Source organism: Ottowia sp., from assembly GCF_047975795.1.
GTDB lineage: Bacteria > Pseudomonadota > Gammaproteobacteria > Burkholderiales > Burkholderiaceae_C > Ottowia.
The window spans coordinates 13,132-35,862 of sequence record NZ_JBKEEE010000041.1; the positions used below are offsets into that span (position 1 = coordinate 13,132).

At 60.1% G+C, this 22,731-nt stretch carries 34 protein-coding genes and 1 tRNA gene; 10 read left to right on the top strand and 25 right to left on the bottom strand.

Annotation, left to right across the window (positions count from 1 at the left end):
- Positions 1-132: 132 nt before the first annotated feature.
- The 4 genes from ACK5NW_RS06215 to ACK5NW_RS06230 all read left to right on the top strand — a co-directional run bounded on the left by ACK5NW_RS06215 (position 133) and on the right by ACK5NW_RS06230 (position 3,690).
- A complete protein-coding gene (locus ACK5NW_RS06215; protein ID WP_416926141.1) occupies positions 133-2,448 on the top strand; it encodes an NADP-dependent malic enzyme in 2,316 nt (771 codons plus the stop codon).
- A 146-nt stretch (positions 2,449-2,594) separates the two neighbouring features.
- On the top strand, positions 2,595-3,002 hold the full coding sequence (locus tag ACK5NW_RS06220) for a ribonuclease domain-containing protein (RefSeq protein WP_416926143.1): 408 nt from the start codon (positions 2,595-2,597) through the stop codon (positions 3,000-3,002).
- Between the two features lie 80 nt (positions 3,003-3,082).
- A complete protein-coding gene (locus ACK5NW_RS06225) occupies positions 3,083-3,508 on the top strand; it encodes a barstar family protein (protein WP_416926145.1) in 426 nt (141 codons plus the stop codon).
- Positions 3,487-3,690: a hypothetical protein gene (locus ACK5NW_RS06230; RefSeq protein WP_416926147.1), complete on the top strand. Its 204-nt coding sequence runs from the start codon at positions 3,487-3,489 to the stop codon at positions 3,688-3,690. The genes ACK5NW_RS06225 and ACK5NW_RS06230 overlap by 22 nt, the downstream gene beginning before the upstream one ends.
- A gap of 132 nt (positions 3,691-3,822) precedes the next feature.
- On the opposite strand, the gene ACK5NW_RS06235 is transcribed toward ACK5NW_RS06230, so the two are convergent.
- The gene (locus ACK5NW_RS06235; protein WP_416926149.1) at positions 3,823-4,080 is read right to left on the bottom strand and encodes a hypothetical protein; all 258 of its coding nucleotides are present in this window, start codon (positions 4,078-4,080) and stop codon (positions 3,823-3,825) included.
- 222 nt (positions 4,081-4,302) lie between these two features.
- On the opposite strand from ACK5NW_RS06235, the gene ACK5NW_RS06240 reads away from it, so the two are divergent.
- From ACK5NW_RS06240 to ACK5NW_RS06255, 4 genes are read left to right on the top strand one after another with little or no spacing between them, the layout of a single operon-like run.
- On the top strand, positions 4,303-5,814 hold the full coding sequence (locus ACK5NW_RS06240) for an FAD-linked oxidase C-terminal domain-containing protein (RefSeq protein WP_416926151.1): 1,512 nt from the start codon (positions 4,303-4,305) through the stop codon (positions 5,812-5,814).
- 13 nt (positions 5,815-5,827) lie between these two features.
- Positions 5,828-6,208: a hypothetical protein gene (locus ACK5NW_RS06245; protein WP_416926153.1), complete on the top strand. Its 381-nt coding sequence runs from the start codon at positions 5,828-5,830 to the stop codon at positions 6,206-6,208.
- A 15-nt stretch (positions 6,209-6,223) separates the two neighbouring features.
- Positions 6,224-6,592, top strand: coding sequence for a CidA/LrgA family protein (locus ACK5NW_RS06250; protein ID WP_416926155.1), 369 nt, complete (start codon positions 6,224-6,226; stop codon positions 6,590-6,592).
- Complete coding sequence (locus tag ACK5NW_RS06255; RefSeq protein WP_416926157.1) at positions 6,585-7,310, top strand: LrgB family protein; 726 nt, start codon at positions 6,585-6,587, stop codon at positions 7,308-7,310. Before ACK5NW_RS06250 ends, ACK5NW_RS06255 begins: the two co-directional genes overlap by 8 nt.
- Positions 7,311-7,397: 87 nt before the next feature.
- On the opposite strand, the gene ACK5NW_RS06260 is transcribed toward ACK5NW_RS06255, so the two are convergent.
- The 21 genes from ACK5NW_RS06260 to ACK5NW_RS06360 all read right to left on the bottom strand — a co-directional run bounded on the left by ACK5NW_RS06260 (position 7,398) and on the right by ACK5NW_RS06360 (position 19,511).
- Positions 7,398-8,417 (bottom strand): fumarylacetoacetate hydrolase family protein, encoded by a 1,020-nt coding sequence (locus tag ACK5NW_RS06260; protein ID WP_416926159.1) that lies wholly within the window; start codon positions 8,415-8,417, stop codon positions 7,398-7,400.
- A 249-nt stretch (positions 8,418-8,666) separates the two neighbouring features.
- Positions 8,667-8,743 (bottom strand) — tRNA-Met (locus ACK5NW_RS06265).
- A 19-nt stretch (positions 8,744-8,762) separates the two neighbouring features.
- Positions 8,763-9,161: a 50S ribosomal protein L17 gene (gene rplQ, locus ACK5NW_RS06270; protein ID WP_416926161.1), complete on the bottom strand. Its 399-nt coding sequence runs from the start codon at positions 9,159-9,161 to the stop codon at positions 8,763-8,765.
- Between the two features lie 107 nt (positions 9,162-9,268).
- A complete protein-coding gene (locus ACK5NW_RS06275; protein WP_416926163.1) occupies positions 9,269-10,264 on the bottom strand; it encodes a DNA-directed RNA polymerase subunit alpha in 996 nt (331 codons plus the stop codon).
- 112 nt (positions 10,265-10,376) lie between these two features.
- Positions 10,377-11,000 carry a 30S ribosomal protein S4 gene (rpsD, locus tag ACK5NW_RS06280; RefSeq protein WP_416926165.1) on the bottom strand — a complete coding sequence of 208 codons (624 nt, stop codon included), beginning with the start codon at positions 10,998-11,000 and terminating at the stop codon, positions 10,377-10,379.
- Between the two features lie 127 nt (positions 11,001-11,127).
- Complete coding sequence (gene rpsK / locus ACK5NW_RS06285; RefSeq protein ID WP_416926167.1) at positions 11,128-11,532, bottom strand: 30S ribosomal protein S11; 405 nt, start codon at positions 11,530-11,532, stop codon at positions 11,128-11,130.
- A gap of 18 nt (positions 11,533-11,550) precedes the next feature.
- Positions 11,551-11,916 carry a 30S ribosomal protein S13 gene (gene rpsM, locus ACK5NW_RS06290; protein WP_416926169.1) on the bottom strand — a complete coding sequence of 122 codons (366 nt, stop codon included), beginning with the start codon at positions 11,914-11,916 and terminating at the stop codon, positions 11,551-11,553.
- A 42-nt stretch (positions 11,917-11,958) separates the two neighbouring features.
- Entirely contained in the window at positions 11,959-12,072 is a 114-nt protein-coding gene (rpmJ, locus tag ACK5NW_RS06295; protein ID WP_416926171.1) for a 50S ribosomal protein L36, read from the bottom strand.
- Positions 12,073-12,100: 28 nt separating this feature from the next.
- Complete coding sequence (gene secY / locus ACK5NW_RS06300) at positions 12,101-13,420, bottom strand: preprotein translocase subunit SecY (protein ID WP_416926173.1); 1,320 nt, start codon at positions 13,418-13,420, stop codon at positions 12,101-12,103.
- A 25-nt stretch (positions 13,421-13,445) separates the two neighbouring features.
- A complete protein-coding gene (gene rplO, locus ACK5NW_RS06305) occupies positions 13,446-13,877 on the bottom strand; it encodes a 50S ribosomal protein L15 (protein ID WP_416926175.1) in 432 nt (143 codons plus the stop codon).
- Positions 13,878-13,888: 11 nt separating this feature from the next.
- A complete protein-coding gene (gene rpmD / locus ACK5NW_RS06310) occupies positions 13,889-14,074 on the bottom strand; it encodes a 50S ribosomal protein L30 (RefSeq protein ID WP_416926177.1) in 186 nt (61 codons plus the stop codon).
- Positions 14,075-14,090: 16 nt separating this feature from the next.
- The gene (gene rpsE, locus ACK5NW_RS06315) at positions 14,091-14,612 is read right to left on the bottom strand and encodes a 30S ribosomal protein S5 (protein ID WP_416926179.1); all 522 of its coding nucleotides are present in this window, start codon (positions 14,610-14,612) and stop codon (positions 14,091-14,093) included.
- A gap of 17 nt (positions 14,613-14,629) precedes the next feature.
- A complete protein-coding gene (gene rplR / locus ACK5NW_RS06320; RefSeq protein ID WP_416926181.1) occupies positions 14,630-14,995 on the bottom strand; it encodes a 50S ribosomal protein L18 in 366 nt (121 codons plus the stop codon).
- 11 nt (positions 14,996-15,006) lie between these two features.
- Positions 15,007-15,540, bottom strand: coding sequence for a 50S ribosomal protein L6 (rplF, locus tag ACK5NW_RS06325; protein ID WP_416926183.1), 534 nt, complete (start codon positions 15,538-15,540; stop codon positions 15,007-15,009).
- A 12-nt stretch (positions 15,541-15,552) separates the two neighbouring features.
- The gene (gene rpsH, locus ACK5NW_RS06330; protein ID WP_416926185.1) at positions 15,553-15,948 is read right to left on the bottom strand and encodes a 30S ribosomal protein S8; all 396 of its coding nucleotides are present in this window, start codon (positions 15,946-15,948) and stop codon (positions 15,553-15,555) included.
- A 19-nt stretch (positions 15,949-15,967) separates the two neighbouring features.
- Positions 15,968-16,273: a 30S ribosomal protein S14 gene (gene rpsN, locus ACK5NW_RS06335; RefSeq protein ID WP_416926187.1), complete on the bottom strand. Its 306-nt coding sequence runs from the start codon at positions 16,271-16,273 to the stop codon at positions 15,968-15,970.
- An 11-nt stretch (positions 16,274-16,284) separates the two neighbouring features.
- The gene (rplE, locus tag ACK5NW_RS06340; RefSeq protein ID WP_416926189.1) at positions 16,285-16,824 is read right to left on the bottom strand and encodes a 50S ribosomal protein L5; all 540 of its coding nucleotides are present in this window, start codon (positions 16,822-16,824) and stop codon (positions 16,285-16,287) included.
- Between the two features lie 8 nt (positions 16,825-16,832).
- Entirely contained in the window at positions 16,833-17,150 is a 318-nt protein-coding gene (rplX, locus tag ACK5NW_RS06345; RefSeq protein WP_416926191.1) for a 50S ribosomal protein L24, read from the bottom strand.
- Positions 17,151-17,162: 12 nt separating this feature from the next.
- Positions 17,163-17,531, bottom strand: coding sequence for a 50S ribosomal protein L14 (rplN, locus tag ACK5NW_RS06350; protein ID WP_416926193.1), 369 nt, complete (start codon positions 17,529-17,531; stop codon positions 17,163-17,165).
- A 247-nt stretch (positions 17,532-17,778) separates the two neighbouring features.
- Positions 17,779-18,285, bottom strand: a complete 507-nt coding sequence (locus tag ACK5NW_RS06355; protein ID WP_416926195.1) for a hypothetical protein — start codon at positions 18,283-18,285, stop codon at positions 17,779-17,781.
- The gene (locus ACK5NW_RS06360; RefSeq protein WP_416926197.1) at positions 18,273-19,511 is read right to left on the bottom strand and encodes a murein transglycosylase A; all 1,239 of its coding nucleotides are present in this window, start codon (positions 19,509-19,511) and stop codon (positions 18,273-18,275) included. Before ACK5NW_RS06360 ends, ACK5NW_RS06355 begins: the two co-directional genes overlap by 13 nt.
- On the opposite strand from ACK5NW_RS06360, the gene ACK5NW_RS06365 reads away from it, so the two are divergent.
- Positions 19,444-19,620: a hypothetical protein gene (locus tag ACK5NW_RS06365; RefSeq protein ID WP_416926199.1), complete on the top strand. Its 177-nt coding sequence runs from the start codon at positions 19,444-19,446 to the stop codon at positions 19,618-19,620. The genes ACK5NW_RS06360 and ACK5NW_RS06365 overlap by 68 nt on opposite strands.
- A 118-nt stretch (positions 19,621-19,738) precedes the next feature.
- On the opposite strand, the gene ACK5NW_RS06370 is transcribed toward ACK5NW_RS06365, so the two are convergent.
- The 3 genes from ACK5NW_RS06370 to apaG all read right to left on the bottom strand — a co-directional run bounded on the left by ACK5NW_RS06370 (position 19,739) and on the right by apaG (position 21,973).
- On the bottom strand, positions 19,739-20,401 hold the full coding sequence (locus ACK5NW_RS06370; RefSeq protein WP_416926201.1) for a glutathione S-transferase family protein: 663 nt from the start codon (positions 20,399-20,401) through the stop codon (positions 19,739-19,741).
- Positions 20,402-20,508: 107 nt separating this feature from the next.
- Complete coding sequence (thiL, locus tag ACK5NW_RS06375; RefSeq protein WP_416926203.1) at positions 20,509-21,552, bottom strand: thiamine-phosphate kinase; 1,044 nt, start codon at positions 21,550-21,552, stop codon at positions 20,509-20,511.
- A 28-nt stretch (positions 21,553-21,580) separates the two neighbouring features.
- The gene (gene apaG / locus ACK5NW_RS06380; RefSeq protein WP_416926205.1) at positions 21,581-21,973 is read right to left on the bottom strand and encodes a Co2+/Mg2+ efflux protein ApaG; all 393 of its coding nucleotides are present in this window, start codon (positions 21,971-21,973) and stop codon (positions 21,581-21,583) included.
- Positions 21,974-22,026: 53 nt separating this feature from the next.
- On the opposite strand from apaG, the gene rpe reads away from it, so the two are divergent.
- Positions 22,027-22,731 (top strand): ribulose-phosphate 3-epimerase, encoded by a 705-nt coding sequence (rpe, locus tag ACK5NW_RS06385; protein WP_416926207.1) that lies wholly within the window; start codon positions 22,027-22,029, stop codon positions 22,729-22,731.

The following is a 22,731-nucleotide window of genomic DNA, read 5'->3' on the forward strand; positions in this document are numbered from 1 at the left end:
CACCTCTGCCGTGCTGGTGGGGCCACGCGTTTCAGCGTGCATTGCAGGGCTTGGCGTGTCTACAATGGCTCGCCCTTCAAACCTTTGAACACAGAACGCGCGACCCTGACTTTAAGCGCGAGGAGACGCCCTATGCCCAACCCCACCGCTGCTTCCAGCGACGAAAAACGCGCCGAACTGCGCCGCGCCGCACTGGCGTATCACGAACACCCGGTGCCCGGCAAGATTGCCGTGGAAGCCACCAAACAAGTGGTGACCCAGCACGATCTGGCGCTGGCTTACTCGCCGGGCGTGGCCGCGCCATGTGAAGAAATCGTCAAAGACCCGGCAGCAGCGTTTAAGTACACCGCGCGCGGCAACCTGGTGGGCGTGGTGACCAACGGCACCGCTGTGCTGGGCCTGGGCGACATTGGCCCTCTGGCAGGCAAGCCCGTGATGGAGGGCAAAGGGGTGCTGTTCAAGAAGTTCTCCGGCATCGACGTGTTCGACATCGAAGTGGACGAAAAAGACCCCGACAAGCTGGTCGAAATCATCGCCGCGCTGGAGCCCACGTTTGGCGGCATCAACCTGGAAGACATCAAGGCACCTGACTGCTTCATCGTCGAGCGCAAATTGCGCGAGCGCATGAAGATTCCCGTCTTCCACGACGACCAGCATGGCACCGCCATCGTGGTGGGCGCGGCGGTGCTCAACGGCTTGCAGGTGGTGGGCAAAAAGATTGACGAGGTGAAACTGGTGGTGTCCGGCGCGGGCGCGGCGGCGCTGGCCTGCACCGGGCTGCTGGTCAAGCTGGGAGTTCAGGTTAAAAACGTCTGGGTGACCGACATCAAAGGCGTGGTCTACGAAGGTCGCACCGAATTGATGGATCCGGACAAGGCGGTGTATGCGCAAAAAACCGACCAACGCACGCTGGGCGAGGTGATCGAAGGGGCCGACATTTTTCTGGGCCTGTCGGCCGGCGGCGTGCTCAAGCCCGAGATGGTGCAACGCATGGCAGCGCAGCCCATCATCATGGCGCTGGCCAACCCCAATCCGGAAATCCTGCCGGAAGACGTCAAATCGGTGCGTGACGATGCGCTGATCGCGACCGGCCGCACCGACTACCCCAACCAGGTCAACAACGTGCTGTGCTTTCCCTACATCTTCAGGGGCGCACTGGACTGCGGGGCCACCACCATCACTGACGAGATGGAAGTGGCCGCCGTGCACGCCATTGCCGAGCTGGCCCAGGCCGAACAAAGCGAGGTGGTGGCGCGCGCCTACGTGGGCGAACAGTTGAGCTTTGGGCCGGAATACCTGATCCCCAAGCCGTTCGACCCACGGCTGATGATGAAAATCGCCCCTGCCGTGGCTCAGGCCGCCGCCGACAGTGGCGTGGCGCTGCGTCCGATTGCCGACATGGACGCTTACCGCAGCAAGTTGCAATCGTTTGTTTATGCCTCAGGCACGACGATGAAGCCCATCATCGACGCCGCCCGCTCGGCCGTCCGCAAGCGTGTGGCCTACGCCGAAGGCGAAGAAGAGCGCGTGCTGCGCGCCGCGCAAATCGTGGTGGACGACCGCATAGCCCGCCCCACGCTGATCGGGCGCCCCGCCGTGATTGCCCAGCGCATCAAAAAATTCGGCCTGCGCCTGCGTGAAGGCCAAGACTACGACGTGGTCAACGTCGAGCAGGACGACCGCTACCGCGATTTCTGGCAAACCTACCACGCACTGACCAGGCGCAAAGGCATCACGGTGCCAGTCGCCAAAATCGAAATGCGCCGTCGCCTGTCACTGATTGGAACCATGCTGCTGCGAGCGGGCGACGTAGACGGCCTGATTTGCGGCACCTGGGGCACCAACCAGATGCACCTGACCTATATCGACCAGGTGATCGGCTCCAAACCCGGTGTGCGCACCTACGCGGCCATGAACGGGCTGATGCTGCCGGGGCGGCAGGTGTTTCTGGTCGACACCCACATCAACTACGACCCAACGGCCGAACAGTTGGCCGAGATCACCATCATGGCCGCCGAAGAAATGGTGCGCTTTGGCTTTCAACCCAAGGCGGCGCTGTTGTCGCATTCCAACTTTGGCTCGTCCGATCAGCCCAGCGCCGTCAAGATGCGACAGGCACTGGCACTGGTGCAGCAAAAAGCGCCCTGGCTGGAGGTCGATGGCGAAATGCACGGCGACGTGGCGCTGGACGCCGCGCAGCGCGGCGTCGTCATGCCCGACAGCCCCTTGATCGGCAACGCCAACTTGCTGGTGCTGCCCGACATCGACGCTGCCAACATCGCCTACAACTTGCTCAAGGTGGCCGCAGGCGGCAACATTGCAATTGGCCCCATCCTGCTGGGCGCGGCCAAACCAGTGCATATTCTTACCGCCAGCACCACGGTGCGCCGCATTGTGAACATGACCGCGCTGACAGTGGCCGACGCTAACGCATCTGCACCAGATTAAACAGAAGTGAACATCCACTATCGAAAAAATTACCCTTTTTAAAGCTGCCTGTTATTTAGGCAATCACTTGCTTTTTAAGGGCCGTTGCGTCACACTAGCGGCTTGGAATTTTCGGGCTTTCCCGGAGTTTTCCTGAAGGTGATTTCATGTTGCGAACAGTGGCATCGTTGGCTGCCAGGTCGCTCTTGGCGGCATCGTTGCTGGTGTTGGCTGGGCCTGATATGGGCGCAGCTTATGCACGCGGGCCGCTGGAGGGCGGAGCACCAGCCACCATGGCGTTGGCGGATCTGCCCCCCCAGGGACGGCGCACCCATGCGCTGATTCTGCAAGGCGGGCCTTTCCCCTACAGCAAGGACGGTTCGGTGTTTGGCAACCGCGAACGCCTGCTGCCGCGTGAGCGGCGCGGCTACTACCGCGAATACACCGTCAAGACTCCTGGAAAGCGCGACCGCGGAGCACGGCGCATCGTGTGCGGAGGACTTCGCCCCGCAGCGCCTGAAAACTGCTGGTACACCAGCGACCACTATGCGAGCTTCAAAAGGATCGTTCAATGAAAGCCTTTGAACCATTTCAAGCGGCCAGCCCTCTAGAGACTGTGCCCAACGAGTTATTGACTACTGAGAAAGCAGCGGCGATGGACCAGCCACTTCGTCCCCCCCCAGACGCACCGCTCAAAGGCGTGCGCACCAACATCGTTCAAGCCATTCGCGCCTTTCATGTGCATGAGCTACAGGCCGCTGCCTCGTATCTGGGGCAGCATTTTCTGTACGCCAACTTGGCCCTCGCGCAAACCAAGCAGGATGTGCTGGAGCAGATTGCCGCGCAGTTCACCTTCCCGGCGCACTTTGGCAAGAACTTTGACGCGCTGTACGACTGCATGACCGATCCGCTGCACAAAAGCGGGCCACAGCCGGGCTTTATCGTCGTGCTGGAACAGATTCCCGCCAACGCCAAGTTCGACAAGGAAGCGCGTGAGCAGTTGATCGACATCTTCCGCGACGCGGCAGATTACTGGTCGGATCGAAAGATACCGTTCAGGTGTTTCTATTCTTTTCTGTAGCCCGTTCTGCACAAGCTGGCCAAGCAGAACGGGCGATTCAGGCTGAGGGCGATGCCATCATTACCGATGTGGCTGCCGAAGAAGGCGAAAAAATGCCCACCGACAAGCTGGTGGACATTTCCCCACTGGCGCTGCGCATGAGCAGCCCTTTCAACGCCGGATACTGGCTCAGCGCCGCCTGAGAGAACCTCAGGCCCGGCGAATGCGGCCATGCTGCCGCGTCAAAAAGCCCGCTGAATCAGCGGGCTTTTTTGTGGACAACAGGCCAAATACCAGGAAAGCACCCGCCCTCAGACATGGACCACCGTCCCGGCTTATCGGTCAGGCAATTGGGTTGAAGGCACGGCCAGGGCCAGCTGCTCACAATCACGCCGTGCCTGATGGCGAGCCGTCAGACCCTTGACGCTGCTGGTCTGGCGGCGGCATTGGCGCTCAACTACACGCTCGCCGTTCAAGCGACGCACCAGGCAAGCACGCAGCAGCTTTTTACGCTGCCCGGACTGGTCGCTCACTTCGCGCTGGCACAGCACCATGCGGGCGGGCAAAGGCTCGCCTGGGCGCACCAAAGTCATTGCAGCAGGTGGCTGCGCCCAAGCCAAGGTGCTGGCCCAAAGCAAGCTGGGAACCAGGGCGTGACGAAGGTGCAAGGCAGGAACGCGGCGAAAAGCCAAAAGCATGGTGTGAATGTGCAATAAAGTTTCAAACTGTGCTGATTGTGGGGATGACGTGAGGTACCGCTGTGACAAACCGACGCTGCCCTATAGTCGAAGCCTGCATCTCAGGAACTACCGCACATGTCTGCTGCCGTTGACACACAGTCTGCCCCTACCGACGATTTGCTTCCAAAAAAAGAGCTGCAATCTCAGGTGGTACAAGCACTAAAGTCCATTTTGGCACCGGAAAATTTGCTATGGACAGACGAACAAACCACGCCTTATGAATGCGACGGCCTGACGGCTTACCGCCAGCGTCCGCTGGCCGTGGCTTTGCCCGCCACGTATGCGCAGGTGCAACAGGTGCTGCAAGCCTGCCACCGCCTGGGCGTACCGGTGGTGGCACGCGGCGCAGGCACCGGCCTGTCGGGCGGTGCCATGCCGCACGAGCGCGGCGTGACCTTGTCGCTGGCCAAGTTCAACCGCATCCTCCAGCTGGACCCGCTGGCGCGCACGGCGGTGGTGCAATCGGGCGTGCGCAACCTGGCCATCAGCGAGGCCGCCGCGCCGCACGGGCTGTATTACGCGCCCGACCCCAGCAGCCAAATCGCCTGCACCATTGGCGGCAACGTGGCCGAAAATTCTGGCGGTGTGCACTGTCTGAAATACGGCCTGACGGTGCACAACGTGTTGGGCGTGAAAGGCTTCACCGCTGAGGGAGAGCCGGTGGAGTTTGGCGGCGCAACGCTGGACGCGCCTGGCTACGACTTGCTGGCGCTGATGCTGGGCAGCGAAGGCATGCTGGCTGTGGTGACCGAAGTCACCGTCAAGCTGATCCCCAGGCCGCAACAGGCCACCGCCGTCATGGCCAGCTTTGCCGACGTGCGCGATGCGGGCGAGGCGGTGGCGGCGGTGATTGCCGCTGGCATCATCCCCGCCGGCATGGAGATGATGGATCAGCCCATGACCGCCGCCGCTGAAGCCTATGTGCACGCGGGCTACGACCTGGAGGCCGCCGCCATCTTGCTGATCGAATCTGACGGCACACCCGAGGAGGTGGCCGAGGAGATCGTCCGCATCGAGGCGGTGCTCAACAGCAGCGGTGCCACCCGCATCAGCGTGTGCGCCGACGAGGCCGAGCGCCAGCGCTTTTGGAGCGGGCGCAAAAACGCCTTCCCCGCCAGCGGCCGCATCAGCCCCGATTACATGTGCATGGACTCCACCATCCCGCGCAAGCGCTTGGCCGACGTGCTGCTCGCCATTCAGCAGATGGAGAAAAAGTACAACCTGCGCTGCTGCAACGTGTTCCACGCCGGTGACGGCAACTTGCACCCGCTGGTTTTGTTCGACGCCAACGATGCCGACCAACTGCACCGCGCTGAAGCCTTTGGTGCCGAAATTCTGGAAACCAGCGTCGCCCTAGGCGGCACCGTGACGGGCGAGCACGGCGTGGGGGTAGAAAAACTCAACTCGATGTGCGTGCAATTCAGCGCCGAAGAAAACGAGCAGATGTTCGGCATCAAGCGCGCGTTCGATCCGCAGGGGTTACTCAACCCCGGCAAGGTGATCCCCACGCTGCAACGCTGCGTGGAATATGGCCGCATGCTGGTGCGCGGTGGAAAATTGCCGCACCCCGAAATTGAACGGTTTTGATGAGGTTCACCTGATGAAGAAAGCTATTGTCGGGCTGTTTTTCAGCCTGCTTACCTTTAGCAGTTTTGCCCAACCATGCCCGCAGACGGAAGCCAGCTTGCTCGGCGACTGGGTCTCCACCGCTAAAGAAGGCGCGCCATTTGAAGTGATGTCGATTGAAAACGGCCCCGCAGGCAAGCTCTTCAGCTCCTGGCTGCACGATGCGCCTGACCTTATGGATGCCCAATGGGCGTACGAGGGCTGTGTCTTGCGGATTACCCACAACTATGACACCCGTTGGGTGACCGAGTTGAAGGTGGTCTCGGCCAGCAAAACCACGCTGGTGCTGCGCGAGCATCTGGCGGATGGCACGATAACGAGAAAGTTTCGCTATCGGCGTCCGTCCAAATCCTGACACACGGCGGCCGACATGAAACCACTTCAAGGTTTTGCCTGGCTGCTGGCGCTGCAACTGGCGGGCGAAATCTTGGCACGCGCGCTCCAACTGCCATTTCCCGGCCCGGTGGTGGGCATGGTGCTGCTGATCCCGGCACTCAACTGGCTCGCCGTGCGCGCGCCAGTGATCGAGGTCGCGCGCTTTTTGCTGGGCCACCTGTCGCTGCTGTTTGTGCCCGTGGGCGTAGGCGTCATCACGCACCTGGACGTGCTGCGCGACTACGGTTTGCGGCTGGCGCTGGTGATTGTGCTGTCCACCTGGATCGGACTGGCCGTCACCGCCCTGGTGCTGCGTGCGGCCATGCGCCACGCCCCGACGCAAGAGGAAGTCGACGATGCCTGACTTCGTGCAGCTTTGGGTGTACTTGTCGTCCGCCCCGCTGGTGGGCCTGACGGCCACGCTGGTGGTGTATTTGCTGGCGATGGCGCTGTACCAGCGCGCAGGCCACGCGCCTTGGGCCAATCCGGTCCTGTGGTCGATTTTGTTTTTGGGCGCGGCCTTGCTGATCACAGGCGTGCCCTATCCCAGCTACTTTGCGGGCGCGCAGTTCATCCACTTTCTGCTGGGGCCTGCGGTAGTGGCGCTGGGGCTGCCTTTATGGGAGCGGCGCACCACGCTGGCACGCGGATGGGGACGTTTTTTGCTGGCCGCGCTGATCGGCGGCGCGGCGGCGGCGTTGTCCGCCGTGCTGATCGGCTGGATACTGGGCTTGCCAGGCGATGTGCTGCGCTCACTGGCACCCAAATCGGTCACAGCGCCGGTGGCCATGGGCGTGGCCGAAAAAATTGGCGGCGTGCCTGCGCTGGCGGCGGTTTTTGCGGTACTGTCGGGTCTGGTGGGTGCACTGTCAGGGCGTGCCCTGTTCAACTTGGTGGGCATCGACACCGACCACGCGGGTTGGATGGCGCGCGGCTTTGCCATCGGCACCGCCTCGCACGGCATTGGGGCGGCGCGCGCCTTGCAAGTCAATGCGGATGCCGGGGCCTACGCTGGTCTGGCGCTGGGCGTGCAGGTGTTGCTGGCGTCGCTGCTGATTCCGCTGCTGGCACGCTGGTTTTGACAGCCAAGGATCCATTCTGAAATGGCCTACCATGACCTTCAGCGTTTGGCCTGCATGGCACCTGTTATCAACGCTGTTTTTTAAGCGTCATTGACTGACAACCTCATCGACCAGTTGCTCAATGGCCCCAAACATCGACTGGCCGTTTGACCCTTTCATGTCAATACGCACCGCATCGCCGGCTTGCAAGTAACCAGTTTTCGCTGCGCCATCGGTCAAAATTTCGACTGCGCGCTTTTCAACCATGCAGTGCTGCCCCTTGGGCCATTCGCGTCCACCGCCTTCTTTGTTCGCACCGGAATGGCTGACCACACCGCTTAAAACAATGCTGCCTGCGCCCAGCCGCCGGGTGCGAGCCGCGTGGGCGACAAGCTGACCAAAGCCCCAGCGCATGTCGGCACCGGCATCACCCAGGCCCATCTTGCGGCCATTGCAACTGGTTTGCAGCGCCAGATGCACGCGGCCTTCTTGCCAGGCGTTGCCCAGCTCGTCGGGGGTGACCGCCACAGGACTGAAAGCGGTGGCTGGTTCTTTGTGCCGTGCATTGGTGGCACCTGAAAGGGCGTCCAACGCCCGTTGACGCCCGCGAATGCCGTTGGCCAGCATCAGCAGGCGCACCGCGTCCAACCCTTGTTCGGGCGTGGCGGCGCGTGGCACGTCGCTGGTAATGGCGGCCAGTTGTGCCTCGAAGTCGATGCCCCAGCCATCTGGCAGCAATGCACTGATCGGCGCGCACGCACCAAGCAGGAAGTCGCTTGCGCTTTGGTGTAGGGGTGGCTCGCTGGCGTCGCCTTCAGCATCTTCGACACCGCTGGCTGCACGCAACAGCGCGACATGGCTCGGGTAGGCTGCGCCGCTCAAGGCTTGGTAAGCGCGTGGCAACGGTGCCAGACACTGCGCAGGCTCAAAAGCAAAGGCATGGCGCGCCTTGCCGTGGTTGAGGGCGTCGTACAGGTCTTGCAACTGGGGTGACATGAAGTTCCAGTCATCGAGCGCCTGTTGCAATCGGTAGGCAATGCCCGTGGCATAGTGGGCGGTGCTCAAATCGCGCGAGACGACCACCAGTTGCCCGTCGCGCGAGCCGTCTGAATAGGTTGCCAGTTTCATGAGTATGCAATGGAGTAATGGGCCGCACATCGCGTGCTTGGCATGGTGCCCTGCTGGCGGATACGTGTAGGCAGCAAGTGCCGGGGCATTCTAGGACAGCGCGATACCTTTGTTGCGGCTGGATGCACACTGGCCAACGCCAGCGACTGCCCATCACTGAACATGAGGACAGCAGATGTGACGCAACTTGAGCTTGCGGCCCCTCCAATAAAAAACGCCCGCTGTGATTGCAGCGGGCGTTTTGAATTTTGGTTGCGCGAGAAGGATTTGAACCTCCGACCTTTGGGTTATGAGCCCAACGAGCTACCAGACTGCTCCATCGCGCGGTAAGCCAGAGATTATAACTTATTCTGCGTCAGCCTGTGCGTCATCATCATCCGCCACTTCGGGGCGATCAACCAGTTCGACAAAAGCCATAGGGGCGTTGTCGCCGACACGGAAACCCATCTTCAGGATGCGCGTGTAGCCACCCGGGCGCGTTTTGTAACGTGGGCCGAGTTCGGTGAACAGCTTGACCACACTGCTGTCATCGCGCAAACGTGCAAACGCCAGGCGGCGGTTAGCCACGCTGTCGTTTTTGGCCAGCGTAATCATGGGTTCGACCACACGGCGCAGCTCTTTGGCCTTTGGTACGGTGGTTTTGATTGCTTCGTGCGCGATCAGCGAATTCATCATGTTGCGCAGCATCGCCTGGCGATGCGCGCTGGTGCGGTTGAGTTTGCGCAGGCCGTGTCCGTGTCGCATGGTGCTTTTCCTTTCAGTCTTTGCCTTGTTAAAAGAGCCGCCGTATCAGGTACGGCCCCGTGCACGTATATTTTGGCGATAGCTTTTTACTACGAGTTCAATGGCATTCAGCGCTTATCCAAACCCGTTGGCGGCCAGTTTTCCAGCTTCATACCCAACGTCAAGCCGCGTGAGGCCAACACTTCCTTGATCTCGTTAAGTGACTTGCGGCCCAGGTTGGGGGTCTTGAGCAGCTCGTTCTCGGTGCGCTGAATCAAATCACCGATGTAATAAATGTTCTCGGCTTTGAGGCAGTTGGCCGAACGCACGGTCAACTCCAGCTCATCGACGGGACGCAGCAAGATCGGATCGAAACTGGCGGCAGCACTGCGCGGCGAAGACTGCTCAAACACACTGGCCAGTTCGCCGCCTTCCAGTTGCGCAAACACCGCCAACTGCTCGACCAAAATTTTGGCAGAGGCACGCACAGCATCTTCAGCCGAAATAGCCCCGTTGGTTTCGATCTCCATCACCAGCTTGTCCAGATCGGTGCGTTGCTCCACGCGGGCGTTTTCGACCGCATAGCTAACACGTTTGATGGGCGAGAACGATGCATCCAGCACGATGCGACCAATCGACTTGGTAGGCTCGTCGGCATAATGACGCAGCGTGCCCGGCACATAACCACGGCCTTTTTCGACCTTGATCTGCATATCCAGCTTGCCACCGTGCGACAGGTTGGCAATGATGTGCTCAGGGTTGACGATCTCCACGTCGTGCGGCGTTTGAATGTCTGCAGCGGTGACTACGCCCTCACCGTCCTTGCGCAGGCTCAGCGTGACTTCATCGCGGTTGTGCAGTTTGAACACCACCCCTTTGAGGTTGAGCAGAATATTGACCACGTCTTCCTGCACGCCATCAATGCTGGAGTACTCGTGCAGCACACCGGCAATGGTCACTTCAGTCGGCGCATAACCCACCATCGATGCCAGCAGCACACGACGCAGGGCATTGCCCAGGGTATGACCGTAGCCGCGCTCAAACGGCTCCAGCGTGACTTCCGCCTTGTTGTGGCCCAGCGGCTCGACATTAATGGCTTTGGGTTTCAGCAGTTGAGTTTGCATTTTTCCTAGACTTCCTCTCAATACCCCCGGCTCGTTACACCGGTAAGGCTGGTGAAGCACCAAACCCGCCTGCGGGGCGGGTCGGAACAAAAAGATCGCTGAAGATCAACGATCAACGCGAATACAGTTCGACGATCAGCGACTCGTTAATGTCGGCACCAAACTCGTCACGGTCGGGCACTTTCTTGAAGGTGCCTTCCACTTTGTCAGCACTGACTTCAACCCAGGCCGGAAAGCCCACTTGCCCGGCCAGTTGCAGGGCTTCCTGGACGCGAATTTGCTTTTTCGACTTTTCGCGCACCGCCACCACGTCGCCCACCTTGATCAGGTACGACGGAATGTTGACCGGCTGGCCGTTCACGGTGACCGCTTTGTGCGACACCAACTGACGTGCTTCGGCGCGGGTGGAGCCAAAACCCATGCGGTACACCACATTGTCCAGGCGCGATTCCAGCAAAAACAGCAGATTGGCACCGGTGTTGCCACGACGGCGATCAGCTTCGTGGAAGTAACGGCGGAACTGCTTTTCCAACACGCCATACATGCGCTTGACCTTCTGCTTTTCGCGCAGTTGCAAGCCATAATCCGACGTACGCTGGCCTGAAGTGCGGCCATGCTGGCCAGGCTTGCTGTCAAATTTGGCCTTGTCGCTGATGGAGCGGCGTGCGCTCTTCAAAAACAGGTCAGTGCCTTCGCGGCGAGAGAGTTTGGCCTTGGGGCCGAGGTAACGTGCCACTTATCTTTCCTTTGAATTCATCTTCCCCAGCCTTGCTGCTGAGGGAGCCGCGTCATGCGCACATGCGTGGCGGTGGGCTTACAAATAAAATCCGGGCCGCAACTCTTTGACAACCCAGAACAAACCATCAGATACGACGGCGTTTTTGCGGGCGGCACCCGTTATGAGGTACAGGCGTCACATCAGAAATCGAGGTGATCCGAATACCCAATGCCGCCAAGGCGCGCACTGATGATTCGCGGCCTGGGCCTGGGCCTTTGATCTCTACATCTAGGTTCTTGATGCCTTGTTCAATGGCTGCACGGCCTGCTACCTCAGAAGCCACCTGAGCAGCAAATGGCGTGGACTTGCGCGAACCCTTGAAACCCTGACCCCCCGATGACGCCCAAGACAGCGCATTACCTTGACGATCCGTGATGGTGATGATGGTGTTGTTGAACGACGCATGCACGTGCGCAATGCCGTCCGAAATGTTCTTGCGGACTTTTTTGCGCACACGCTGGGCGGCGTTACTGGCAGGTGATTTGGCCATGTTCTAGCGTTCCTTGACTTATTTCTTCAGCGATTGCGCCGCCTTGCGTGGACCTTTGCGGGTACGCGCATTGGTGCGTGTGCGCTGACCACGCATGGGCAAGCCACGACGATGACGGAAGCCTCGATAGCAGCCGATATCCATCAAACGCTTGATATTCATCGTGGTTTCGCGGCGCAGGTCGCCTTCGATGATCAACTGGGCGATTTGGTCACGAATTTTTTCTTGATCGGAATCGGTCAAATCCTTGATCTTTTTGGAATAAGGAATGTCGCAGGCATCGCAAATCTTGCGCGCCCGGGTGCGACCAATGCCATAAATCGCCGTCAGCCCGATTTCAGCGTGCTTGTGTGGCGGAATGTTGATACCAGCAATACGTGCCATCTGTTCTCGTCCTCTGAACTATGCGTGCAGACCAGCGCAACCTCAACCCTGGCGCTGCTTGTGGCGCGGGTCGGTGCAGATCACGCGCACAATGCCGTGGCGACGAATGATCTTGCAGTTGCGGCAAATCTTCTTAACTGAAGCTGAAACTCTCATTTCACTCTCCTAAAACCTTCTTTATGCTTTAGCCACCCAATGTGGTCTTGAAATTGGCTTTTTTCAACAATGACTCGTACTGCTGACTCATCATGTAATTTTGAACCTGCGCCATGAAGTCCATCGTGACCACCACCAAAATCAGCAGTGATGTGCCACCAAAATAGAACGGTACGTTGTACTTCAAAATCAAAAACTCAGGCAGCAAGCAAACCAAAGTGATGTAGATAGCGCCAACCAGGGTCAGGCGCATCAAAATTTTGTCAATGTAGCGTGCGGTTTGATCGCCAGGGCGAATTCCGGGAATAAATGCTCCGCTTTTCTTCAGGTTATCTGACGTTTCACGGCTATTGAAGACCAGTCCTGTATAAAAAAAGCAGAAGAAAATAATCAGCGCCGCGTACAACATTACATAGATCGGTTGACCAGGGCGCAAAGTGTCCGACAGGTCTTTCAACCAACGCATGGATTCACCCGTGCTGAACCAACCAATCACTGTCGCAGGCAACAAAATGATCGATGAGGCAAAGATCGGCGGAATCACCCCGGCCATATTCAGCTTGAGCGGCAGGTGCGACGACTGTCCGCCATACACCTTGTTGCCCACCTGACGACGTGCGTAGTTCACCAGAATTTTGCGCTGTCCACGCTCGACAAAGACCACAAAATAAGTCACGCCAGCCACCAGCGCCACGATGACCAAGGCCACGATGATGCTCATGCCACCGGTGCGCACCAGCTCCAGCATGCCGCCTACCGCATTCGGCAGGCCAGAGGCAATGCTGGCAAAAATCAGAATCGAAATACCGTTACCCAGTCCACGTTCGGTAATCTGCTCGCCCAACCACATCAAAAACATGGTTCCTGCGGTCAGACTGATCACCGCTGTCATGCGAAAACCCCAACCCGGCGTAATAACTAAGCCCTGCGAAGCCTCCAACGCCACCGCAATACCAAATGACTGGAACAGCGCCAAACCGAGCGTGCTATAGCGGGTGTACTGCGTGATCTTGCGACGACCAGCCTCGCCCTCTTTTTTCATCTGCTCAAAGGTGGGCACCACATAAGTCATCAGCTGCATCACGATGGATGCAGAGATATACGGCATGATACCCAGCGCGAACACCGTGAAACGACTCAGCGCACCGCCCGAGAACATATTGAACAGATTCAGAATGCCGCCCTGCTGCCCTTCAAACAAACGGCGCAATTCGTCGGGATTAATGCCCGGCACGGGGATATGCGCACCAATGCGGTAGACCACCAGCGCGAGCAACAAGAAAACCAGCCGACGACGCAGGTCGCCGTACTTGCCGGTTTTTGCAATTTGCGTTGCGCTGGTAACCACGATTCAACCGTCTTTTGAAAAACTATCAGGCCAAAGAGCCGCCGACAGCCTCAATCGCCGCCTTAGCACCTGCGGTAGCCCCCACGCCAGTCAACTTGACCGCCGCATTCAGTTCGCCCGATTTAATAACTTTGACGACCTTAACGATCTCGCGCACCAAACCTGCTTTTTTCAACACCAACAGATCAACCTCTGCTGCGCCGAGGCGTTGCAGATCAGACAACGTCACTTCTGCATTGAATTTCAACGATGCCGACTTGAAGCCCCGCTTTGGCAAACGGCGCTGCAAAGGCATTTGACCGCCTTCAAAACCCACCTTGTGGTAGCCGCCTGCGCGCGATTTTTGGCCTTTATGACCGCGGCCTGCGGTCTTGCCCAGGCCAGAGCCGATACCACGGCCCACGCGACGACGCGCTTTTTTGGCACCACCGGCTGGCTTAATACTGTTGAGTTGCATGACTCTAACCCTCAGACAATCTTGACCAGATAGTCGACTTTATTAACCATGCCGCGTACCGCAGGCGTATCCTGCAATTCGCGCACGCTGTTTAATTTGCGCAACCCCAAGCCGCGCACGGTGTCGCGGTGCGACTGCTTGCAACCAATCGTGCTGCGAACCAGTTGAACCTTGACCGTTTTTTGTTGCGTTGTCATGTGTGTTGACTCCGGTTCAGGCGGCGAAGATTTCTTCAACCGACTTGCCGCGCTTGGCCGCCACTTCGGCGGGTGTGGTGCAGTTGTTCAATGCATCCAGCGTTGCGCGAACCATGTTGTAGGGGTTGGATGTGCCATGACTTTTGGCCACGATGTCGGTAATACCGAGCACCTCGAACACCGCGCGCATCGGGCCACCCGCAATAATGCCGGTACCACGCGGTGCAGGCGCCATCATTACCGTAGCGGCACCGTGATGGCCCGTTACACCATGGTGAATCGTGCCATCCTTGAGCGACACCTGAATCATGTTGCGGCGCGCTTCTTCCATGGCCTTTTGCACAGCGGCAGGCACTTCTTTCGACTTGCCTTTACCCATGCCCACGCGGCCATCACCATCGCCCACCACGGTCAGCGCCGCAAAACCGAGAATACGGCCACCCTTGACCACCTTGGTCACGCGGTTGACCGCAATCATTTTTTCGCGCAGACCGTCCTCGGGACCGTCGCCCTGCGTTTTTGCCTGAAACTTTGCCATCTTGTTCGTCCTACCGATCAGAACTGCAAACCCGCTTCACGCGCCGCGTCGGCCAAAGCCTTGACGCGACCGTGATACGCGAAGCCCGCACGGTCGAAAGCCACCTTTTCTACGCCAGCAGCTTTGGCGCGCTCTGCAATGCGCTTGCCAATTTGTTCGGCAGCCGCCACATTGCCACCCTTGCCCGCCGCACCCAGCGCTTTGCGCATTTCGGCTTCGGCGGTTGAGGCGCTGGCCAGAACCTTGGCACCATCGTCGGAAATCACCGACGCATAGATATGCAGATTGGTGCGATTCACCATCAAACGTGCCACGCCTTGGTTGGCGATGCGAATACGCGTCTGGCGTGCACGACGAAGACGCTGCGCTTTTTTGGTCAACATGATGCAGGCCCTTATTTCTTCTTGGTTTCCTTGATCACGACGCGCTCATCCGCATAACGGATGCCTTTGCCCTTGTAAGGCTCGGGTGGGCGCACATCGCGAATCTCAGCAGCAATCTGACCCACCACCTGGCGGTCAGCGCCTTTGACCACAATCTCGGTCGGCGTGGGTGTAGCCACGGTCACGCCCTTGGGCATGTCGATATTGACCGGGTGTGAATAGCCCACTTGCAGGTTCAGTTTGGCACCTTGCGCTTGCGCGCGAAAACCCACACCCACCAAAGTCAGCTTTTTCTCGAAGCCCTTACTGACTCCCACCACCATGTTGTTCACCAGCTGGCGCATGGTGCCGCTCATGGCATTGGCTTCGCGCGACTCATCGGCTGGCGCAAACGACAACTTGCCAGCGTCCGAGCTGATCTTGACCAGAGCACTGGGTGCCAGCTTCAGCTCGCCACCACTGCCTTTGACCATGATCTGGTCTTCCTTGATTTGCACATCAACGCCCGAAGGTACGGCGACACCCATTTTTGCGATACGTGACATGATTGCTTCTCCTTAGGCCACGTAGCACAGCACTTCGCCACCGACACCGGTTGCGCGCGCTTTGCGGTCCGTCATTACGCCCTTTGGCGTCGTCACAATCGCAACCCCCAGACCATTCATAACCTGAGGAATCGCGTCGCGTCCTTTATAAACGCGCAGGCCAGGGCGACTCACACGCTCAATGCGCTCAATCACAGGGCGACCCGCGTAGTATTTCAGGGTAATCTCCAGCTCAGACTTGCCCGCATCGGTCTTGACTTCAAAACCATCGATATAACCTTCGTCCTTCAATACTTGGGCGATGGCCACCTTCACCTTGGAAGACGGCACCGACACGGTCTGCTTGGCGACCATCTGCGCATTGCGGATGCGGGTCAACAGATCGGCAATGGGATCACTCATGCTCATGTTGTTTTACTCCTGCCGATTACCAGCTGGCCTTGGTGACGCCGGGAATCTGGCCCTCAAAGGCCAATTCGCGAATCTTCGCGCGTCCCAATCCAAACTGACGAAAAGTGCCGCGTGGACGCCCCGTCATTTCGCAGCGGGCACGCTGGCGCGTCGGGTTGGCGTTGCGCGGGAGTTTTTGCAGCGCCAGGCGCGCTTGCGCGCGCTCTTCGTCACTGCGCTTGGCATCGCCAGCAATCGCCTTCAATTCCGCATGCTTCTTGGCGTACTTGGCGACCAGTTTTTCGCGCTTGAGTTCGCGTTCGATCAAAGCTACTTTTGCCACGTGATCACCCTTTAGTTCTTGAACGGAAAACGGAAGGCCGACAGAAGCGCCTTGGCTTCCTCGTCGTTTTTGGCCGTGGTGGTAATACTGATATTCAGCCCACGCAACGCGTCTACCTTGTCGTACTCGATTTCAGGAAAAATGATCTGCTCTTTGACACCCACGTTGTAATTGCCGCGACCATCAAACGCACGCCCGGAAATACCACGGAAGTCGCGCACACGCGGCAACGCCACGGTGACAAAGCGATCCAGAAATTCGTACATGCGCACACCGCGCAGGGTAACCATCGTACCGATGGCCTGACCTTCGCGAATCTTGAAACCAGCGATGGCACGCTTGGCCTTGGTCACCACAGGCTTCTGGCCCGCAATCTTGGTCAAGTCAGCCACAGCGCTGTCCATCACTTTCTTGTCCGCCACGGCCTCGCTCACACCCATGTTGAGCGTGATCTTGGTGATGCGCGGCACCTCCATGGGCGACTTGTAGCCGAACTTCTTGATCAGCTCGGGTGCCACTTTTTCGCGGTAGTGTTGTTGCAGTCGTGCCATGATGTTCCTCAGGCCTTGATCTCTTCGCCGCTGGACTTGTACACGCGAACACGTGTGCCGTCTTGCAGGGTTTTAATGCCAACGCGATCGGCTTTGCCCGTCGCCTTGTTGTAAATCGCCACGTTGGACTGATGAATCGGCATCGCCTTTTCGATGATGCCGCCCGCCACACCCTTCATCGGATTAGGCTTGGCGTGTTTTTTCACCAAATTAATGCCATCGACCACCAAACGCTCAGCGTCGGAGCGCAGCGATACCGTGCCACGACGACCCTTGTCGCGCCCTGCAATCACAATGACCTCATCGCCTTTGCGAATCTTGTTCATGTCGCGCCTTCCTTACAGAACTTCCGGAGCCAGCGACACGATCTTCATGAAGCGCTCAGTACGCAACTCACGCGTTACCGGGCCGAAGATGCGGGTGCCAATCGGCTCCAGCTTGTTGTTAAGCAGCACGGCGGCATTGCCGTCAAACTTGACGAGCGAGCCATCACCACGGCGAATGCCCTTGGCCGTGCGCACCACCACAGCGCTGTAAACCTCGCCTTTTTTGACGCGGCCACGCGGCGCAGCTTCTTTTACGCTTACCTTGATGATGTCGCCAACGCCGGCATAACGGCGCTTGGACCCCCCCAGCACCTTGATGCACTGGACGGACTTGGCACCGGTGTTGTCGGCCACCTCGAGTCGAGATTCAGTCTGGATCATTTCAATGTTTCCCAACTTGCATTCAATTCAAGCGCCTCATCGACACCACGAACTGAAACAGTCTTGGGCCCGCCGCCAGCACCCCAAAAACGAGGTCACTTTGACGATTGGGCAGAATTTTCTCTTCAACCCATTTTGGGCGAAGCTCTCGATTATGCGCAAAGCCACTTGCCTTGTCAAGCACCGCAACCGAACTTGTGTCTGCGCGACGACCAAAAGGCTTCAGGCTTTCTTCATCCGCTGGCTTTCAATGCCCCACACGCACCGGCCCATGGTCGGTACGCACATTGGTCTGAACTGGTGCACTGGGGTCGAACGGCGCAGGCGGGCGGGGGCCACGCTCCCAACTGGCGCGCACAGGCGGCAGGGGCTGCTCAGCATCGCCGACGGTGCGTTGGCAGTACACCGGCTCGGGGATGTCGGTATAGTCCAGCCGGGCCAGGCGTTGGTCAAACCCCAAGCCAAAAACGGCGCGCACCGTGGCATCGGCGTAGCGCGGGCTGTGTTCAGCCTCGCCGGGCGCAGGGGGTTGGCGGGACAGCACAGCATGGCCACGCGCACCTTCCAGCAACGCCATGTCCTGATAAAGCCGTGCTTCAAAATCCAATTGCTGCGGACAGTGATAGACCAGCACCGGGGTGTAGTGCACCCCCGCGCAACCGGCCACAGAACTCAACACCACGCCCCCCAACACCTGCCACGCCAAGCGATGCCGCTTGCCCGTCTTGCCCGTGGGCTGGCTTACTTGGGCCACAGCACCCACAGTTTGAGCGGTTGCTTCATGCGCCCGGCAAAATCGCCCGCTTCAGGCCCCCAGCCTGCAAAGTAGTCAGCGCGCACAGCACCCACGATGGCGCTGCCGGTATCTTGGGCCAGCACCAGGCGGTTGAGGTTGGCAATGGGGCCGTTGGACGACAGCCACACCGGCGTGCCGTAGGGAATGCTTTGCGGGTCGATGGCGATCGAGCGCCCCGGCGTCAGCGGCACACCTTGCGCGCCGCGTGGGCCAAATTGCGCGTCCAGCGCGGGCAGTGGCTCTTCTTTGAAGAACACCATACGGGGGTTGCTCCACAAAAAGTCTTGCAGCCGGTGCGGATTGGCAGCCAGCCATTCCTTGATGCCGGGCCAGGTGGCGTCGCTGATGGCCCCCTGGTTCAGCAGCCACTTGCCAGGACTGCGGTAAGGCTGGTTGTTGGTGTCGGCAAAGGCCAGGCGCACGGTGCGTTGGCTGCCGTCGGCTTCGGTGATGCGCACGCGGCCTGACCCCTGAATTTGCAAGATCATCGCGTCCACCGGGTCGGCCAGCCAGGCCAGTTCGTTGCCCGCCAGTTGGGCACGTGCTTCGGGTAGAGTCTCCATTTCTTGCCGGGTGTACCAGGGCTTGCGCCGCGCCAGCGTGGCGGGCGGGCGGTACAGCGGCACGCCAAAGCCTGCGCGCTGCTGGCGCGTGGCGTCGTACACCGGCTCGAAGTAACTGGTCAGCAAGCCGTCGGTGGGCGCACCATTGAGCGGCTCTACGCGGTAAGGCTGCAAGCGCGTGCGCAGCCAGTGGCGCTGCTCGTCGGCGCTGGCCAGCGACAGGCGTCGCACTTCGCTGCACAAGGGTGCAAAGGTGGGGCCGGGGCGTTCGCAGCTTTTGATCCAGGCGTTCCAGGCTTCGGTGGTGTCGTCTTGCGCCAAGCCGGGCAAATCGGCCCAGCGCACCGGCACCCAGCGACTGCGTGCGCGCTGGATGGCAGGGCCTGTGGGGGCTGGGTCGGCAGGGTCGCTGCTGGCATCGCCCGGCAGTGGCAGCGGCACTTCCACCACGGGTGGCTGGGTCGGTGGCTCGGGCGACGGTGGGCGCTTACTGGCACAACTGGCCAGCACAGCCACTATGGCTGCGGCGCAAATTAAGCGGAAAATTCGTGGCATGACGCTGATTCTGCTGGAAGCGCTGGGCGCGCTGATACTGCTGCTGCTGATCGTGTGGTGGACCATGTTTGCAGGCCGCCGCAAAGGCGAATTACCGCCGTCAGACGACGCGCCCGTGGGCGGCACACCTGCGCCACCGCCCAAACCGGACGACGGCCCGGAAAATCAGGGGTGATTATCAACCAGTAAACCGCATGCGCTGTAAGTACCTGCATCTATCGCTATCGTATTGATGGCATCAGCAGCGCATGATCGAGGATGCTGCGGGCGCAAAAAGCCCGCACCAACCCGCCTCAACCCTGCGTATCCTGAGCCGCAGCCGCTTTGACCTGCTCGGCCAGAGCGTCATCTAATTGCCCCGCCCGCACAAAAGCCGGACGCTGCAAGGCGGGCGTGACGTAATCGGTAAAGACCTGACGCGATTCGATGGTCTTGAACTGCATGCCGAAGTTCAGGTGCGAGGCCAGGTACAGATCGGCTGCCGTGAAATGCCCGCACAGAAAGCCGCCGCGCGCCAGCGCCTGCTTGCAGGCGAATTCCAGCGTAGCCATCACGTCGTCAAAGCTGCCGTAGCCCGCGCTGATGCGCTTGTCCTCGGGTGCCAGCAGGCCCATCGACCTGGCGGTGATGGCCGCCTCCAACGGCCCAGCGGCAAAAAACAGCCAGCGGTAATAGGTGCCGCGCTCGGCGCTGCCAGGGGCCGGAGCAAGGTTTTTTTCAGGGGTCAACTCGGCCAGCCAGGCACAGATGGGGGCGGTTTCGGTCACCACCGTCTCGCCCTGCTGCACGGCGGGCACCTTGCCCATCGGGTTGAGCGCGGTGTAGGCGGAGGCTTTCATCGTGGTGCCGTAGTCCAGTAGCTTGGCCTCGTAAGGCAGGCCGGTTTCTTCCAGCATCCAGCGCGCGATGCGCCCGCGCGAGAAGGGGTGGGTGTAAAGCGTCAGGGTTTGGGGCATGCAATCTCCTTGCGTTGTGAAGGTGTCATAACAGGCTGGACGGACCAGCCTGCGCGCTCATCCGGGCCGCTAAAGGCAGAAAAAAACTTCTCAAGTGTGGCAGATCGTCAGTCGAAGTGATCGAACGCCTTGGCCACCAAGGGGGTGCGCTGGCCCTCTGCACTTTTCAGCCACAGGCCGGGTGTGGCCTGTATGCGGCCGATGCAAGTCACAGGTGTGCCCGCAGTCTGAGCGGCGGCCAGTACGGCGGCGCGGTGCGCGGACGGGGCGGTGAAGGCCAGCTCGTAGTCGTCGCCACCGGTCAGCGCCAGGTTCAGCCAGAATTCAGGATCGAAATGGGCTTTGGCGCTTGATGGACACGTTCGAACAGCTATCAAATTGGATGCAACATCGGCATCAATCACCGCACCCACGTCGCTGACTTGCAGGATATGGCCGACATCGCCCGTCAAGCCATCACTGACATCGATGCAGCTGCTGGCAATGCCACGCAGCGCATGCCCCAAAGTCAACCGGGGCGTGGGGCGCTCCAGCCGCTGGCGGGCGGCGGCCAGTGCCTCGGGTGGCAGCGTCCATTCGCCGCGCAGCGCGCCCAAGGCCAGACGGGCGTCGCCCAGGGTGCCACTGACCCACAGCTCGTCGCCTGCGCGCGCGCCGCCCCGCCGCAGGGCCTGAGCAGGCGGCACCTGGCCGAACACGGTGATGCAGAGGTTCAGCGGCCCGGCGGTGGTGTCGCCGCCCACCAGCGGGCAGGCGTGTTCATGCGCCAGCGCTTGCAGGCCAGCGGCGAACGCGTTCATCCAGGCTTCGTCCTGCGCGCGCTCGGGCGGCAGTGCCAGTGCCAAGGTAAAGCCCAGCGGCTCGGCCCCCATGGCCGCCAGATCGCTCAGGTTGACGGCCAGCGCCTTGTGGCCCAGCGCAGCGGGGTCAACGTCGGCAAAGAAATGACGACCTTCGACCAGCATATCGCTGCTGACGGCCAGTTGCTGGCCGGGGGCGGGTTGCAGCAGAGCGCAGTCGTCGCCGATGCCCAGAATCACCGGGTCAGGCGTTTGTTTTGCTTCTGAATTAATAGCTGACAGCAATTGTGCATCAAGCGCAAACACTGGTTTTGGCTTGAAAAACCGGTCGATCAGGTCAAACTCGCCCATGTCTGCGAACGGTGATCACGGCGCAGCTTTAATGCAGCACCCGAGGACTGCCGCCCTGCCCGCCTGCGTCCAGCACGAAAGGGGGGATGCTGACTTCAAACCGCTGGCCGTCTTCGGCCACGCAAAAGTAGCTGCCGTGCATGGTGCCAGAGGCGGTGCGCAAGCGTGCGCCGCTGGTGTACTCAAACGCCTCGCCCGGCTCCAGCAAGGGTTGCTGGCCCACCACACCCAGTCCCTTGACCTCTTCGGTGCGGCCGCTGGCGTCGCTGATGATCCAGTGGCGCGCGATCAACTGCGCGGGCACGTCGCCCGTGTTGTGCACGGTGATGGTGTAGGCAAAGCTGTACTGGCCCTGTTCTGGCACCGATTGTTCGGGCAGAAATTGCGGGGCCACCTCAACGCTGAACTGGTAGGTCTTCATGGCAGCAATGGTAATGGTGCGCCACGCCTGCTGTTGGGCGACAATCACCAGCCATGAGCACCGCCATCACCAAGCCCCTGCCTGCTTACCGCATCGCGCCTTCCATCCTCTCGGCCGATTTCGCCCGCCTGGGTGACGAAGTGCGCAGCGTCATCGCTGCCGGGGCCGACTGGATTCACTTTGACGTGATGGACAACCATTACGTGCCCAATTTGACCTTTGGCCCCATGGTGTGCCAGGCGCTCAAACCCCACGCCGTCACACCCGCTGGCGCACCGGTACCGATCGATGTGCATCTGATGGTGCAGCCGGTGGACACGCTGGCGCAGGCGTTTGCACAGGCCGGTGCCAACTTGATCAGCTTTCATCCCGATGTCAGCGCCCACGCCCACCGCAGCGTGCAAGCCATCAAGGCAGCGGGTTGCCAGGCCGGGCTGGTGTTCAACCCGGCCGAGCCGCTGGATGTGCTGGACTGGCTGATTGACGACATCGACCTGATCCTCATCATGAGCGTCAACCCCGGCTTTGGTGGCCAGGGCTTCATCGACAGCACGCTGCGCAAGATTGGCCAGGCGCGCCAGCGCATCGACGCCAGCGGGCGCGACATTCGGCTGGAAGTGGACGGCGGCATCAAGGCCAGCAATATCCGCCGCGTGGCCGATGCCGGGGCCGATACCTTTGTGGCGGGCAGCGCCATCTTTGGCCAGCCCGATTACGCCCAGGTGATGACCGAGATGCGGCAGGCGCTACAAAAATAA